The sequence below is a fragment of the Paenibacillus sp. GYB003 genome, from assembly GCF_036577625.1.
In the GTDB taxonomy this organism is placed as follows: domain Bacteria; phylum Bacillota; class Bacilli; order Paenibacillales; family NBRC-103111; genus Paenibacillus_AB.
Genome location: NZ_JARBDC010000017.1, coordinates 12,946 through 28,443, shown reverse-complemented (window position 1 = coordinate 28,443; position 15,498 = coordinate 12,946). Strand labels below are relative to the sequence as shown.

Annotated in this window: 16 protein-coding genes; 4 read left to right on the top strand and 12 right to left on the bottom strand. The window is 57.6% G+C overall.

What is annotated here, in order from left to right; translation table 11 throughout:
- Nucleotides 1-15: 15 nt before the first annotated feature.
- Entirely contained in the window at nucleotides 16-843 is an 828-nt protein-coding gene (locus tag PV407_RS08945; RefSeq protein WP_332089575.1) for an AraC family transcriptional regulator, read from the bottom strand.
- 111 nt (nucleotides 844-954) lie between these two features.
- Between PV407_RS08945 and PV407_RS08940 the strand changes: the two genes are divergently transcribed.
- Nucleotides 955-1,356 (top strand): VOC family protein, encoded by a 402-nt coding sequence (locus tag PV407_RS08940; RefSeq protein WP_332089574.1) that lies wholly within the window; start codon nucleotides 955-957, stop codon nucleotides 1,354-1,356.
- A 246-nt stretch (nucleotides 1,357-1,602) separates the two neighbouring features.
- Here PV407_RS08940 and PV407_RS08935 read toward each other — a convergent pair whose 3' ends face one another.
- Both PV407_RS08935 and PV407_RS08930 read right to left on the bottom strand, forming a co-directional pair.
- Nucleotides 1,603-2,790 carry a DHH family phosphoesterase gene (locus tag PV407_RS08935; protein ID WP_332089573.1) on the bottom strand — a complete coding sequence of 396 codons (1,188 nt, stop codon included), beginning with the start codon at nucleotides 2,788-2,790 and terminating at the stop codon, nucleotides 1,603-1,605.
- A gap of 72 nt (nucleotides 2,791-2,862) precedes the next feature.
- Entirely contained in the window at nucleotides 2,863-3,486 is a 624-nt protein-coding gene (locus PV407_RS08930) for a histidine phosphatase family protein (RefSeq protein WP_332089571.1), read from the bottom strand.
- Between the two features lie 218 nt (nucleotides 3,487-3,704).
- On the opposite strand from PV407_RS08930, the gene PV407_RS08925 reads away from it, so the two are divergent.
- Nucleotides 3,705-4,409: a L,D-transpeptidase family protein gene (locus PV407_RS08925; RefSeq protein WP_332089570.1), complete on the top strand. Its 705-nt coding sequence runs from the start codon at nucleotides 3,705-3,707 to the stop codon at nucleotides 4,407-4,409.
- A gap of 38 nt (nucleotides 4,410-4,447) precedes the next feature.
- Here PV407_RS08925 and PV407_RS08920 read toward each other — a convergent pair whose 3' ends face one another.
- The 4 genes from PV407_RS08920 to PV407_RS08905 all read right to left on the bottom strand — a co-directional run bounded on the left by PV407_RS08920 (nucleotide 4,448) and on the right by PV407_RS08905 (nucleotide 7,972).
- Nucleotides 4,448-5,212 carry an alpha/beta fold hydrolase gene (locus PV407_RS08920; RefSeq protein ID WP_332089569.1) on the bottom strand — a complete coding sequence of 255 codons (765 nt, stop codon included), beginning with the start codon at nucleotides 5,210-5,212 and terminating at the stop codon, nucleotides 4,448-4,450.
- A gap of 254 nt (nucleotides 5,213-5,466) precedes the next feature.
- Nucleotides 5,467-5,874, bottom strand: a complete 408-nt coding sequence (locus tag PV407_RS08915; RefSeq protein WP_332089568.1) for a VOC family protein — start codon at nucleotides 5,872-5,874, stop codon at nucleotides 5,467-5,469.
- Nucleotides 5,875-5,950: 76 nt separating this feature from the next.
- The gene (locus PV407_RS08910) at nucleotides 5,951-6,688 is read right to left on the bottom strand and encodes an MOSC domain-containing protein (RefSeq protein ID WP_332089567.1); all 738 of its coding nucleotides are present in this window, start codon (nucleotides 6,686-6,688) and stop codon (nucleotides 5,951-5,953) included.
- Between the two features lie 147 nt (nucleotides 6,689-6,835).
- A complete protein-coding gene (locus PV407_RS08905) occupies nucleotides 6,836-7,972 on the bottom strand; it encodes an ATP-binding protein (RefSeq protein ID WP_332089566.1) in 1,137 nt (378 codons plus the stop codon).
- A 232-nt stretch (nucleotides 7,973-8,204) separates the two neighbouring features.
- Between PV407_RS08905 and PV407_RS08900 the strand changes: the two genes are divergently transcribed.
- Nucleotides 8,205-8,714: a GNAT family N-acetyltransferase gene (locus PV407_RS08900; RefSeq protein ID WP_332089565.1), complete on the top strand. Its 510-nt coding sequence runs from the start codon at nucleotides 8,205-8,207 to the stop codon at nucleotides 8,712-8,714.
- A 68-nt stretch (nucleotides 8,715-8,782) separates the two neighbouring features.
- Here the strand turns inward: PV407_RS08900 and PV407_RS08895 are convergent, their stop codons facing one another.
- The 5 genes from PV407_RS08895 to PV407_RS08875 all read right to left on the bottom strand — a co-directional run bounded on the left by PV407_RS08895 (nucleotide 8,783) and on the right by PV407_RS08875 (nucleotide 13,894).
- Complete coding sequence (locus PV407_RS08895) at nucleotides 8,783-8,995, bottom strand: CLC_0170 family protein (protein ID WP_332089564.1); 213 nt, start codon at nucleotides 8,993-8,995, stop codon at nucleotides 8,783-8,785.
- Between the two features lie 31 nt (nucleotides 8,996-9,026).
- Nucleotides 9,027-10,265: a Ger(x)C family spore germination protein gene (locus PV407_RS08890; RefSeq protein ID WP_332089563.1), complete on the bottom strand. Its 1,239-nt coding sequence runs from the start codon at nucleotides 10,263-10,265 to the stop codon at nucleotides 9,027-9,029.
- Nucleotides 10,234-11,355 carry a GerAB/ArcD/ProY family transporter gene (locus PV407_RS08885; protein WP_332089562.1) on the bottom strand — a complete coding sequence of 374 codons (1,122 nt, stop codon included), beginning with the start codon at nucleotides 11,353-11,355 and terminating at the stop codon, nucleotides 10,234-10,236. Before PV407_RS08885 ends, PV407_RS08890 begins: the two co-directional genes overlap by 32 nt.
- A 53-nt stretch (nucleotides 11,356-11,408) precedes the next feature.
- A complete protein-coding gene (locus tag PV407_RS08880) occupies nucleotides 11,409-13,058 on the bottom strand; it encodes a spore germination protein (protein WP_332089561.1) in 1,650 nt (549 codons plus the stop codon).
- A gap of 200 nt (nucleotides 13,059-13,258) precedes the next feature.
- Entirely contained in the window at nucleotides 13,259-13,894 is a 636-nt protein-coding gene (locus tag PV407_RS08875; RefSeq protein WP_332089560.1) for a phosphatase PAP2 family protein, read from the bottom strand.
- A 616-nt stretch (nucleotides 13,895-14,510) separates the two neighbouring features.
- Here PV407_RS08875 and PV407_RS08870 point away from each other — a divergent pair.
- Nucleotides 14,511-15,008, top strand: coding sequence for a DinB family protein (locus tag PV407_RS08870; protein ID WP_332089559.1), 498 nt, complete (start codon nucleotides 14,511-14,513; stop codon nucleotides 15,006-15,008).
- Nucleotides 15,009-15,498 lie beyond the last annotated feature (490 nt).

The following is a 15,498-nucleotide window of genomic DNA, read 5'->3' as shown; positions in this document are numbered from 1 at the left end:
TTCCCTCCCATTCCTTTAATCGGGGACATGATTGAATATGATGTCGTCGCGACGCTGCATCTCCATCGGGGTCATGCCGGAACGCAATCGAAAATCCCGGTTAAAGTGCGACTGGTCATAATATCCGCAAGCCAATGCGGTTTCCAGACCGTCACCCCCCGGATTCTGCCGAAGATGTTGAACCGCTCGTTGGAAACGAACGACTCCGGCATATTGCTTCGGCGTCAAACCGGTTTCCCGCTTGAACAGCTGAATGAACCGTTCCGTGCTCAGGTTGGCCTTCTCCGCCAATTCGCGAACGAGAGCCGCCCCGGAATTTCCGGCCAACGCTTGCAGTCCGGCGCTGACCGCAGGATGGCCTCCGGGATTATCGATCCGCCCGGCCAGGCAATCGGTCAGGAATTGCTCCACGCGCCGAAACCGTTCCATCGGTGCGGACAGCTCGGCAAGCTCGCAGCGCAGGCTCGCCGTGTCCGGATGCCGTATCGCTTCCTGCAGCGGCATATCGCTGTCCTGCAGCTCGAACATCCGGCTACCCAAGAACGGATACGCTCCGCCCGGCTTGAATTCGATGCCCAGACAGGCGTTCTGGCACTCCGTATCCAACCAATACCGCGATGTTTTGGGCCCGGCTATGATCGCTCCCGGCATAAGCTCATAGCGGTCGGTCGTACCATGTCCGTAAATGCGGATGCGGTCTTGGCGCAAAGTGATAATCCAGCTCGTATGAGGGTCGGGAAGCTTGTATTCCAGCTTGTGCAAAGGATGATAGTCTTCGCATATCCAATAGAAATCGATCCATGTCCGCAGAGCGGGCGACGGTTTGCACAGATGCAACCGCATAAGTATCTCCCTCCCCGGCTTGCGATAGTAGAGACTTCGATTTTTTACAATACGTTTGGGGCAAATCGTTGTACGATATAACTAATTCTAAAAGAAGTGGAGGGATTTGTCATGGCAGCATCCTGGAAGCCGGAAGGCTATCACAGCGTCACCCCGTATTTGATCGTCAACGGGGCGGACCGTCTGATCGACTTTCTCAGGGAAGCGTTCGACGCCGAATTGCTCGACCGCCACGTCGATGAGAACGGCGATATCCGTCACGCGTCATGCAGGCTTGGGGATTCCGTAGTGGAGCTCAGCGGAGGTACCAACGAGAAGTTTCCGCCGATGCGCAGCGCGCTTCACGTTTACGTGGAGAACGCGGACGCATCGTACGCACGAGCGCTGAAGGCGGGAGCGAGGTCCCTGTATCCGCCGCAGGACCATGACTACGGCGAGCGCTCGGGCGGCGTCGAGGACCCCTTCGGGAACCATTGGTATATCGCGACATGGTCCCAAAAAGGGCAAGCGTAGCGGGAAACGGAGGTCCGTCCTTCTTGCAAGGATGGACTTCCGTTTTCAAACGTATGACCATGTCCCGGAAATGCAATGCCGTTCACGGCACCTAAAGCAGCCATCATGCGGTCGGGGATTTCGCGCAAATCGAGCGGATCCATGGAAAACACACCTCGATACGTTTCCACCAATCATACCATACTTCTCTTTTCGAACCGACCTCCCTTCACGCGGAAAAGGAGCCGCCATGGGGCGACTCCTCGGCTATCGTCTGGTTGCATGCCGCATCAAATATCGCACGAACGCGTCGTCGCGGGCGAGCCAAGCGGCGTAATGCCGTTTCAAGTACCGCTCCGCATCCTCGAACGAATCGAACGATTGCTCCAACGTTTCTCCGTTCACATCGATATGCCACCGGTCGTCGACGGGGAACAAAAAAAGGTCGTCGCTTCGACGATTCTCGTACAGCGCGCCGAATGCCGATCCTTTGGCATTGTACTCGTTCCGTACCGCGTCGGGACGCAGCGGTTCGAGAAAGAACGGCTCGGCCGCATAAAGCCGGAACGCCGTCTCGGTCAGCGGGCAGCCCGCCGCCTTCGCATGGCCGCCGCCGCCGAACGTCGCCGCGATCTCCGATACGTCCACATCGTCATGGATCGTCCGCAGGCTGAGCTTTTTCCCGCCGACGTTCAAGATCGCGATGTAGTCGAGGTGCGGGTAGCTCCTCCCGAGCTCATGCGACAGCTCCGAATGATACGATTCCGCATAAACGATGCCGACGCAGCGCTCGGAGACGAACGTCTGCACGAGCTCTCTCTTTTTCCGGCGGACGTAACGCTCGATTTTGCTTTCCTCCACCTCGAGCAGCTTCTCCTCGAACTCGGTAAAGGCGAATGCCGTTTGGTTCTGCAGCCGCTCGACCATCCGTTCCTCGAAGTCGTCGAGCGACATTAGGAAAAACAAGTCGTTGAGTCGTTTCGCCTGCACATTATCATACTTTTCCCACTCCCATGTATCGTATTGGCGCACCAATTCCACGAATTCGGCGAGCGCCTGGCTCGGTTCGAGCATCCGGTGCTGCACCAAATATTCGTAGAAGAGCGAGGTGGCGGACGCGAGGCTGCCGTCGTCGTAATCGACCTGCACCGTCGCCCAAGGATGGCGGTTCAAATGAAGCGCCGTCTTGTGGTGATCGAGCAGTCTTACCTTGCCTCCTTCGAGAACATGCCGATCGAGCCGGTGCTCGTTCTCTTCGTCTACGGATAAATCCGTAATGAACAGCAATTCGCCTTTCTTCGGCTTGTCGCGGGTGGCCTCCAAGTATCGCTCGACCTGCGGATTCAAGCTTTGCACGGAATTGTAACGAACCTCGATCCGTTCCCCGAACGCGCAGCGCGCCACGATTCCGCAGCCGACGCCGTCCAGATCGTTATGCGAGTATAGATAATGCATGGCGTCCCGGTCCTTTCTTTAGCATGGTATGCGTAAAGAATAGGGTTCCCCGCGGGGACTCCGGTTCATTCCTTATTCCTCCCCGTTCCCCAACGACGATACATGCTCCGCCGATGCAAAGACGTTCAGCTTGAATATTCCGTCTTCGTAAGTCAGCTTCGTGATCGAGCACTCGGGAACCAAATCGCTTTGCGCGGCCGCGAAATTCGGGTGCCAAACGTCGAGCTCGTCCCCGGAGAACGCATGCACCAGAAAATCCGTAATCAATCCGCCGTGAGTGACGGCCACAATGCTGCTGCCGGACGGATGCCGCTCTGCCGTTTCCGATAAAAACGAAGCCAACCGTTCGCCGGCTTGCCTCGCGGAGTCGCCTACGGGCGGCATATACGCCGGATCGCGCGTGCACCGCTCCCACATGGCGACGAATTCGGCAAACGTTTGTTCGGGCAAGTCCCCCCAGTTGGCGCGTTCCCGCAAACGTGCGTCCTCCGAAACCGCCGCTTTCTTCCGCATAGCGATATGGGAGGCGGTTTCTTTCGCCCTGCGGAGCGGGCTCGCGATGATGGCGGCAATCGGTACACGGTCGAAGCATCGAGCTGTCGCTTGCGCCTGACGTATCCCTTCGGCGGTTATGGAAACGTCCCCGATCGCCTTTTCCTTAACGGCATGCCGTACAAGAAAAAAAGTTGTGCTCATTTTAGCCCTGCCCTCCGTGATTATTAAATTTGATATTCATCTAATTTAATATATTTCTAATTATATGCCGTATTTCCGCAAAGGAAAAGAGGAGCTTGCCGAATCAAGCTCCTCCGAATGAACCATCGTTTTTTTTCGTCATGGATCGCAGTCATAAATGCATATCGCGAATGCCATACTATCCGCAGCGAGATCATCCCGGAAATGGTGACTACACAATGAACCGATACATAACGGCGTTTTTGTTTCGAGTCGTCGCAGCTGCATCGTTCTTTCTGTACGCGGCCGGATTAGCCTCGAATACGGCCGCTTTCGCGGACCCCTCTCTGCCGATCGTGGCGGAGCAGGGGATGTACGCGATCGAGGTATACCCGCAGCAGCACAAGCTGATCGTCCGGGCCAACGGGCAAATCGCAAAAACGTACCGGGTCGCGGTCGGCAATCCGGCAACCCCGACTCCGATCGGCGAATACAAAGTCGTGTACAAAGGGGAAAACTGGGGGCCCGCATTCGGTCCGCGCTGGCTCGGCTTAAACGTTCCGTGGGGATACTACGGCATTCACGGGACGAACAAGCCGTATTCCATCGGACAGCACCAAAGCCACGGCTGCATCCGCATGCGGAACCACGACGTTATCGAGCTGTACGGCCTGATTCCGCTCGGCACGAAAGTGACGATATACGGGCATGTTTTGGGCGATTCGGGTCATGAGCCGAGAGATTTGGCGGAAGGCGACGTCGGCGGGGACGTGCAGCTGATTCAATCCCGCCTGAAAAGCGCCGGCTATTTCAAAGGAACGTGCAACGGCAAATTCCGCTCGGATACGACCGCGGCTTTAAAAAAGTATCAGCGCGATCATCGGCTCCCCCCGAACGGAGTCGTTTCCAGAAAAGTGTACGAGGCGATGGGGTTGCTGGAATAGCCGCGCTCAGTAGCATGCGATCGGATGCCTGCGAATGATCAACTAAGGTCTTCCCGAACCCGTGTCAAAAACGCGTCCAGCACGAGACGCAGCTCGCCCGGACGGCTCAGCATCGGCAAATGTCCCGCATCCAGCCGCTCCGTATAGTGCGCGTCGAGATTGGACGCCATCCGTTCCTGCTCGGAAAGAGGGAGCTCCCGGTCCTGCTCCAGCTTGACGTAAAGCTTCGGCACGTCCGGCGCAAGCGCGCCGACCGGCTCCGTGTAGACCGCAACCGATTCCGGCACGAAGCCGCTCACGACGGCCGCCGCTTGCTCGGGCGACAAGTCGTTGCACAGCCCTTGGCGAATGGCCGCTTCTGGCGGCTTCGTCCCGGCCAGGCGCAGCGCGGCGCCAAGCAGCACCCGCTTCGGAAACGGCATCGTCGACAAAAACGAGCCGCCCCGGCGCGGAATGACCGCTCCGATCGCCGCAAACCCGACGAGCCGGTCCGGCCATGCGGCCGCGACCCGGAGCGCAAGCGCGCCCCCGAGCGAATGCGCGACGATGACGAACTTCCGAACGTCCCACGCCGCGATTTGCCCGTTCATATGCGCGATGTAATCCTGCAGGGCGAGATGCCGTCTCGCCGACCGCGGGTCGCCGCTGCCGCTATTCCCGCCGCCCGGATAATCGACCAGCAAATACGGGCTGTCGAGCCCTTCCGCGACGCGCGCCCAAACTTCGCCGTTCAGACCGGCACCGTGAATAAAAACGAAGCCTACCTGCTCTTCCGCTTGCTTAACGACCAATGTACCGTTCATGAATGTTCCCTCCGCCGTACGTCTAGATTTTCCGGTATGCCCCGGTTCATTGATGCAAGCATACACCGGATACCCTGACAAGTACGGTCAGGATAGCGGGCTTGTTCCGGCGGAGAGTCCGTGCCGGACATCGGCTCTTCGCTCAGCGCCGTTCCCTCCTTTTCGGGCTTCAAAAAAAGAAAAGCAAGCCGCCGAACCGATCGCGGCAGCTTGCTCCTTTCGGGTCACCCTCATCGTACCGGCCCGGGGCGACATCAGCCCGCCTTGGCTTCGGTCGTAATCATCCAGTGTACGCCGAATTTGTCTTCGACTTGCCCGAACAGGGCGCCCCAAAATTCCGGCTGAAGCGGATGGGTCACGTTGCCGCCTTCCGCAAGATTCGCAAATGCCTTGCGGGCATCGTCCTCCGAAGCGAATTCGAGACTCAGGTTCATCGCATTGCCTTGCGCATACGATCCGCCCATTATGTCGCACATATAGAAGCTTACTCCGGCGGCGACCATGCTCAAGTGCAGCACCTTGTCCTTGAGCGCTTCGCTCGCGTCGGGAAGCTGTCCGTGCGTCATGACGGACACAATTTCGCCTCCGAGCGCCTTCACGTAAAAATCGGCTTGCGCCTGGGCATCCTCGGAAAAAATGTACGGCGTCAGCTTGGCCTTCATCGATGACATCCTCTCTGTGGGATTTTCGTTTCCACTATAGCACGTTCCGTCGGGACGCGTTTCTTTCGGATAGCTCCTATCCGGTCCCGGCCATATAGACCGGGTCGCCCGCCCGCAGGAAGCCCGTCTTGCGAACGGAAGCGTATACGCCGAAGTTCAGGTCGAGCATCTCGTTCACGATCCGCAGCAGGGAAGCGTCGCGCTCCAAACGATCCGGGTCGATCGTAATCATCGAGCAACGTTCGCAAGCCGCTTCGACTTGCAGCTCCGCGTCTCCCGCGATCAGCGTTTTCCCGATCCAGCCCGTTTCGTCCGCAGCTTCGTCCGTCGGCGACACGATCAAATTCGCCCGAAAGCGGCGCGGGTCGAGACGTTTCCCCCAAAGACGCTCCAGCTTGCGCAGCGAAACGTCCGTGACGATCAAGACGCTGCCCTCGTCGACGGCCATCAAGTCCGGTTGGCCCGGCTCGCAGGCCAACATCGACAGCTCGGCCCGGAAATGGGGCTGCAGCTCGTCGCGCAGCGCTTCGTCCCATCGCAAAACGCGCCCGTCCGGCGACGTCACACGCAGCTCCGGGAAGGCGGTTCCCGATCCTTCGCCGACCAGCTCCGCCTTATACCCGAGCATGCCCGGGTACTGTCTGGCGGTCACGTACCGGTCCCAGCCTTCCTTGGACCGGTCGACGAATGCGCGGCACCGGTCCCCGTACAGCCCGTACGCCTCTACCCGGCACTGCCGCAGGCTCTCGCCGGCGAACGATTTTACTGGATACCGGCATATTTCGCCGATCGTCCCGATAAGCCGTTGATTCAAACCGCGTCCCCCTTTCCGTTTCGAAAACGATTGCGGCCGCGAATCCGCGACGCGGCGCTTCCTTTTTCCGAACCCGCAGTCAACAACAAACAATATTCGCCGGAACCGAGCCGTTTCCTGCCTTCGGCCCAAGCTGCCGGCGATCCGTCAATGAACGAGAACCCGCAGCCCCGGATAAGCCGCCGACAGCTCGGCCGCCCGCGCTTCCAAAACGGCCGCGTCGAAAACGCCGCCGGCGAACAGCTCCGGATCGGGCTCGAACGTGACGCTCGTGCCCGTTTCGCTCGTTTTGCCGATCGTCACGAGGCCCGACTGCGGAATGCCGTACCGGTACTCCTGCCGGTAAATGTCCCCGTCCCGGCGAATTTCCACGACAAGCTTGCGGGACAGCGCGTTGACGACCGCGATGCTGATCCCTTTGACCGCGCCCGGCGCGTAGAACGACGGCTTGCCGGCTTCGCCGAACGCCTGCAGCTCCGTCAACACCGACTGCACCGCCGGCTTGCCGGTCTGCGGAAGCAGCCGGACCGGGATGCCGCGGCCGTTGTCCGTCACCGTCGCGCTGCCGTCCCCGTGCACGTAAATGCGCACCTCGCTGCAGTAGCCGGCCTGGTGCTCCAACACCGAATTGTCGACGACCGCCCACAGCAGCTGATGAATATCGTAATCGCCCTGGGCGGCGGCGCCCAAGTATGCATGGACTTCGTTGCGCGCCTCGGTCATGTCGATATAGTTGCTCGTCTCGATCAAATCCGATACGGCCGCCAGCAGCAGCAGCAGCTGAAATCGCCGGTGGGGCGGAATCGTATGCTTGCCGCCCCGCTCCTCTTGGGCAAGCAGATCCGCGCCGGCGAGCGCCTTTAAATGATGGTACAGCTGCCCCGTCGTCCCCATGTTCAGCCGTTCGACCAGCTCCGAGCCGGTAAGCGGCTCATCCCATACCGCCAGCAGCAGATCGAGCCGCTGCTTGTGTCCAAGAGCGGCAATCACTTTCGCCGCTTTCTCGCTGTTGATGCCGAGCAAGCCGCCCAAGCTCCGCTCCCGGGCATCGAATCGCATCGTCCTCCCGCCGCTCCGGTAGTGCCCCGAGAAGTAAATCGCGCCGCGATCCCCGTCGCCGTCGCCGTCGCCGACGTCCAGCGAAACCGTCTCCGCCGCCGTACGTTCCCGGTTTCCGGCTGCGGGCACAGCCGCCTGCGTCTCCGTCCACCGCCGGATCGTCCGCTCCAGCTCCGCCACCTGCGCCTTCAATGCATCCAACTCCGCGCCGTAATCCCGATTCATCGTTCCGATCACTCCCGTCATGACCTAACACTATAATTATTAAATTACGTAATTACGTGTTTACGTATATAATAGCCGACTTTTCGATCCGTGTAAAGGGGATGCGCGGTGTTGTTTGCAAAAAAAAAGGAAAACGCGTCCGGTGTCCGCTATACCGATTTTTTCTCTACGCGCTTCGGCTAGTTTTGTGATTCAATATAAGGAAACGGAAAACGGAAGGAGGCGCCGAACGATGGAAACGAATGTCGTAATCAGGCGCTGGCAGGACGGCGACGCGGAATTCGTGTACGAAGCGTTGGAGCGGCACGGGATCGGCAAGCCGAAGACGTACTTGGAGCGGTGCCGGACCGAGAACGAATCGGGCGGGCGGATCACGCTCGTCGCCGAGTGCGGCGGACAATTCGCCGGCTGGCTGCACCTGCTCGCCGTATCGAAATACGCGCCGTTCGCCGAACGGAGCATCCCGGAAATCAACAACTTCGACGTCGTCCCTTCGCTGCGGCGGCGCGGAATCGGCAATGCGCTGATGGACGCCGTCGAGAGCGTCGCTTTCGAACGCGGCGACATCGTCGGCATCGGCGTCGGCTTGTACGCCGATTACGGCAGCGCCCAGCGCATGTACGCGAAGCGGGGTTATATCCCGGACGGCCGCGGACTCATGTACGCGAACGAGCCGGTCATTCCCGGCGGCACCGTCCGGGTCGACGACGATTTGGTGCTGTATATGACGAAGCGGCGATAGGTCGGGACGCCCCCGCCTTATCGCCGCCCGTCCGGCCCCGGCGCACCGCGTACGTATGCCGGCCCCGATTACCAGAACCATTTCCGCAGCGCAAAGCTGCCCGCGATCGCCAAAAGCCCGAGACTTACGTTGAGCCACCCGATCCATCGGCATACGTTCCTCTCCTTGATCATGCCCGCCAGCTCGTACGTTTTGGCGTCGACCCACAGCATGATAACCCCGGAAATCAGCCACAAATAGACCGCGTAGCTTAAAAAGCCGACATAGCCTACGCTCTCCATAGCCCGTCATCCCTCCTTATCGCCGCTCCTTCTACTTCGTCTTCATGCCGACCCGCCGTATCCGAATATCGACGTTCACGTCGACGGAAATGTCCTTGTACATTTCCTGCCACTTTTCTTTCGTCTTGATATGCTCGTTCCAATATTTCGGCTGCTTCGCCCGCACGTATTCGCCGAAGCCGAAAATATCGGAGCCGCTTTCCTGCGTCTGCTCGATCAAGCCTTCGTGAAGCTTGATGGACGCTTTTTCGTCTTCTATCTCGATTTTCTTGATTATATCGGGATTGTTGATCAGAAACCGCTCGTTCATTTTTTCCTCGATGTTCAGTTCGATGAAAATGGAGACGGTCACATGCGGAAGGCCGTTTTTGATGTCCACCTCGATTTTCGAGCGGCGGCTCGTCGCCAGCAGCGTGATCGTATCGGACGAGCCGTCCAGGCTGACGATGCCCCGGTAGCCGGCCTGCCGGATGCCCTTTACCCCCATATAGGCGCCGATTTCCATCGGCTTCGTCGTGCCGACCATTTTTTCGCTTTTAAAGTAAGCGAGCCCCATAATTTCGACGTTTTGTTCTTTCATGATGCCGACGTACGGAAGAAAGCCCTCTTTCCCTTTCTTCGACAAATCGCTCCAAAAGTTGCCGACGAAATCGTTCGGAAATTTTCCCAGCCGGACGGCGCTGTCCATAGTAGAAATCAAATACAGCGTCGGCACGCGCTCCAGCTTCGGGGCGGCCTTCATCAGCTCCTCCGCGTTTCCTCTCGCGATCAGCATCCACGCCATGCGGCGCACTTCCGAATTGCGCCGGAAGTAGTCGTTGACGTTTTGCAGCCCTTTTCGCGCCACGTCCTCCGATACGACAATGACGCGCAAATGGCCGAAAAACAGCCGGCCGGAAATTTGCTGCTGCAGATTCATGATCGCATCGTCGATCGTATGGCCGACGACGTCGATGACCCATACGGTTTGCCCCGCGCTTTTTCCGCCGCCGCCGCCCGCTTCCCCCGGTCCGAGCGGAATTTGTCCGGGAAGGGCGATTTGCGCCGCGACGCGGATCAAGTCTTTCTCCGGCGCCGGAAACTTGCCCTTCAGATGGGACACCTCGTCCTCCTCTTTTACCGCCCCTTCGTCAGCGACATCGATCGATATGCCCAGTACGACGGCCCGTTCCTCGATTTCGAGACGGTCCCAGCAGCCCGTGAGCATCGGCAGCGCGAAGAGGGCGAGCATAAGCAGCCTACACGCCCGGATCCATCGGTTTATCGCCAACGCGATCCCCTCTTTTCCTGCGAATGAGCGAAATCGTAAGCAGCAGCGCGGGATAGCCGATCGTCACGAACAATCCGATTCGCCCTACGTTTTGAATAATCTCATACATGTGGATGATGTTATGCGGCAGCATGGCCATAATAAAAACGATCGGCAGCATAAAAAACGAAAACATCCGGTGATCGCGCAGACGCAGCAGCTTGCTGAGCGAATGAATCGTCAAAAAATAGCTGGAAAACAGCGTCGTGAACACGGCGGTTACCCATACGGCCAAAAAGGCGGCATCGAGCCGCTCCAAAATATTCGCCGGCAGCGACGTCGCTTTCGCGAGCTCGAGCGTCGGCCACAGCAGCTGCCGGCTCTCCTCCGCGCCGAAGACGCTCACGGTCGCCGCGACGATCGTCACGTACAGCCCGCCCGCGATGAGCATTCCCCATGCGCTCGCCTTCAGCGCTTTCTCGGGACGGCGCATCGCCGGAATGATCATCGTCAAAATAAACGAGCCTTGAAACAAAGCGGCTACCGTCAAAACTCCGCCCAGCATGCCGTTCGGCTCGTTCCCCCAGATCGGCTCGAGGTTGATCAATTCGGCGTTTTTCAGCGAAAGCACGACGATTAGCAAGCCCGGGCCGAGCAGGGCGGGGAAATAGTAGTTGTGGATATAGGCGAACGTCGTAATGTCGTTGCGCGTCGAGACGGCCGCAAGCAGCAGCATGACGATGACGGTGACTTCCAGCGGCGTATTTTTCAGAACGGACGTTACGACGACTTCGCCGAACTCGCGCGCCGTCAGCGCCGTCAGCACGGCGAAGAACACGATAATGAACGCGCTGCCGATCCAGGCGAGCCATTTGCCGATAATATGCTCGCTGTATTGGATAATCGATTGGTTCGGAAACCGCATGCCGAGCAAGGCCAGCAGCGTCAGCCCGACGAAAGCGACCAGCGCGCCGAGCAGCGTGACGAGCGGAGCGCCGGAATCGGCGGCGCGTACGGCAAATAGCGGCAGGGGCAACACGCCGACCCCGATGATCGTGCTGACCAAGATGGCGGCCGCCTGAATTGCGGTAATTTGACGCGACGTTTCCATGCGGCAAACGCTCCTTTCCTTTAGTACGAGGCAAATGGCGGCCGTAGGCCGCGTTATTCCTGCGGCTTCTCGTTCGGTTCCGTTTGCTCTTTAAACGTTAACGGGTCCATCACGTTGTGCGGCGGCTGCATCAGCTCCTCGACGGTTTGGCCGCCGAGCTTCGTCCGGTCGAGCGTGAACAGAAAGGAGGGCCGTTTTTTCATCCACCATAGCGGCCCGCGGACGAGCAAATCTTTCATGCCCTGAAAATTGCCGGGTACGAGAGGAGTAAGATACGGAACCCCGAACGATTTCAAGGAGAGCAGATGGTTCGAAATCAGGATGAGGCCGATCATGACGCCGTACAACCCGAACGTGCCGGCCAAAATGATCAGCGGAAATCGCAGCAGCCGAAGCGCCAGCGCGGCGTTATAGGCCGGGGTGGCGAACGACCCGATCGTCGTCAGCGCGATAATGACGACCGTAATCGGGCTGGCGAACCCGGCGGCGACCGCCGCCTGCCCGATGACGAGCACACCGACGATGGAAAGCGCCCTGCCGACCTGCTGCGGCAGCCGGATCGTCGCCTCGCGCAGCACTTCCATCGATATTTCGATGACCAGCACCTCGATGACGGCCGGGAACGGGACTCCCGCTCGCCCCCCGGCGACCGCCACGGCGAACTCCGTCGGGATAAGCTCCGGATTGAACGAGATGATCGCCACGTACAGCGACGGAAAAACGAGCGAGAAGACGAGCGCGACGAGCCGCGCCAGACGAATCGCGCTCATCAGCACGAATCTCTCGGTATAATCTTCCACAGTTTGGTAAAACTGGCTGAATACAGTGGGGACAACGAGAGCGAGCGGAGAGCCGTCCACGAGAATGGCGACTCTTCCTTCCAGCAGGTTGGCGGCCACCTTGTCCGGCCGTTCCGTATATTGCACTTGCGGGAACGGGGTAACGTGATTGTCTTCGATAAACTGCTCCAAATAGCCGGAATCGAGAATCGCGTCGATGTCGATCATGTCCAGTCGGCGCTTCACTTCTTTGAGCAGCTCCGGGTTGGTGATCCCTTCCATCGAGCAGATCGCCACCGTCGTTTTCGAGCGGCGGCCGATCTCCATCGTCTGGATGCGCAAATCCGTCGTTTGCAGACGGTACCGGATCAGGGCGATATTCGTGGCGATCGGTTCGATGAAGCCTTCGCGCGGCCCGCGAATGACCTGCTCCGTCTCCGGCTGCTCGATCCCCCGCTTGTCGATATTTCGCGTGCCGATGACGAACGCTTCGTGCATCGCTTCGATCACGACGACCGTTTTGCCGCTAAGGATGCTGTCCACCACCTTGGCCGGCGAGCTTTCCAGACTTACTTCGCTATGAATGATCGAATTTTGCAGCAGCACGTCCTTCAACCGGTCGAATTCGACCTCTCCGCTCTCCGGATGGAAAGGCGCCTGCATGAGCGGTTTCAGGATACTCCCGTTGATCGTCGTCTGGTCGACCATTGTCGAATAGAAGAACATGATCGCGGAATATCGGCCGAAAATGTGAAAGCGGCGCATGGCGAAGTCGCTGTTGCCGCCGAACAGCTTCATCATCTGCTCGACCGTCCGATCCAGATGGCCGCCAAGTCCTATCGACTCGAAAGGCTCGGCGGATTGGTTCGGAACGTGACGGGCGGCGCGCTTTTTCTTTTTTTTGAACCAATGGAAAAGGGACATTCGCTTTCACCTGCCAATCTACTCTTTTTCGACTCTTCGGAAACGCCGAAAAACGAGCAACTAGTAAAAGAGTTGACCTATTCCGCCTCGCTTAAACCGTCTCTCGCAAAAAAATTTGATAGAAGACCCGGCCGCCGGCGACAAAAAAGACGGCCCGAGCCTTGGGTCCAAGGCTCGAGCCGCCTGCTGCGGCACATCGTTTATGCGGATGCGGAAACGGTCGTTTTTTTCGGAATCGGGACGAGCGCGTTCATCAAATAGTACGTAATTTCGACAAGGACGATCGCTCCGACGATATCGAGAACGACGTGCTGCTTCACGAACACCGTCGAAACGATAATCGACCAGCCGGTCAATCCGATGGCCAGGTGGGTCAGCCGTTTCAGGTGAATATGCCGGAACGTGCTTTTCATCATCAAATAGGTCGTCATGACATGGATGCTCGGGAAGCAATTGTACGGCCGGTCGTTGCTGTATACGAACTGGACGAACCAGTGAAGCGGCACATCGCTCGTTATGACGGGACGGTACACGACCGTTTGAAACAAATAATACGTAATGTAGCAGACGACGAGGCCGGTGCACAGCAGAAAGAGCGTGCGGTAATACACTTTTCTATTTTTGACAAACAACAGGACGAACATGGCGAAAATGAACGGATACCAGATCAAATACGGAATGATGAACTGCGGAATGAACGGCGTTTTGGCGTCCAATACCGTCATCAGGCTGCGGACGCGGTCCCCTTCGCGATTTAAGATGCCGTAAAATACGTTTAGGACAGGAATGCACAATAGCCAGAGCAGCGGCGCGAAATAGGACAGCTTCGATTTCATTTTTCCTACGATCCCCTTCTTGTAGCAACGATTTGCACTCATTTCAGTTTTCCGTAAAACGAAATGCTCCATACATCTACAACGATGATTGTACCGATTCGTTACGGCTTTTGTAAACAGGATTTCGTCTGCCATGCCGGAACGTCCTTCTCCACCTAATTTATTCCGCGGACCGCCTTTCGCGTATAGCCTGTCGCACCAGGGCGTTTTCCCATTTTTCGCTGTCTTGGCGATCCCTATTTCCTCTGGGCTCCTATGTCCCGCTTTTCAGCCTCAAATGATGGATCTCGTTGCGAGCAAATTCCGGTCGATGGCTAACGAATCCAAAGATGCTTATCGGCCGGAAAACGACCGTTTTTCCGTCGAACGAACCCATGTATCGGTATCGAGCCGAAAGTGGAAGAAAATAATCCGATTTGCCGGAAATAACGATACAGGGTTCGTTACAATTTCAAACCTCCGCATTCGGCTCTAATAACGATTGCCGGGTTCGTCAGGCGGTTCCGCCCGATTCGTCGCATTTCGAATAATATTTTTCCACTGACATGAATTGTCAGGGATAGGCTATTATAATACAGTTATAAAGATGGCAACGATAAAAAGGAGGCTAAAACCTATGAAGTATGTTACCGTTCAAAGCTTTATCGACGACTACCGCAACGAAGCAATCGGCACGCAAAAGCTGCTAGACGCCCTGACCGACGAATCGCTCGGCCGGGAAATCGCGCCGGGCTACCGGACCCTCGGCTTCCTTGCCTGGCATCTGGTCACATCCAGCGCGCTGCTGCTGGCGACCGGTTTGAAGTTCGACGTCGAGTCGGAGGAAAACCAACCGACGTCGGCCGCGGCGATCGCCCAAAAGTACCGCGGCATGGTGGAAACGGTTCTGGATGCGGTGCGCACCCAGTTGACGGACGAGAAGCTGCACGACGAAATCGACATTTTCGGCGACAAATGGACGATCGGGTATACGCTCGGAGCTCTTATCGGCCACGAAATTCATCACCGCGGCCAGATGACCGTGCTGATGCGTCAGGCCGGACTTCCCGTAGCCGGCGTTTACGGCCCGTCCAAAGAAGAATGGGCCGCCATGGGCGCTCCCGCTCCCAAGTAAACGGATCGAGTCAGAAGGGAGCGTCTAGCCCCTTTCTTTCACACCACAAAAGCAAGCTTTTCAGCCCTTTCGCTTCCTGGTGGGAAATCGGAAGGGCATTGTTTGTGTTACGAAACATTTTCCCAAGCGCCTCGTCCGGAATTGGCCATGACAAAGCAAGCCCATAACGGATTCATCCTATCCGCCGGCAAACTGTGACTTGCCGCGGTCTGCCGCCTGCTCAGGGACATTTTCTTAATGCCGTGAAACGAAGCGCCGGCAGCTTCCGTATAATTTACCTAGTTAAGGTAATCTCTCTGCAAGCGTTATTTCCTTTTTTGCTTATGCCTTGGACGACAGCGATCCGGCTTTATACGTTCAAGCTTTAATCTACCTTGCAGGCATTTTGTCAGTTCCGTTTATTTTGTTATGTTTTTTGCTCTATCCCCCTACGAAAGATGAGCTGGATTTTGGCGATCGGATCATTAACGAAATGAATCAGTCGTTGTTC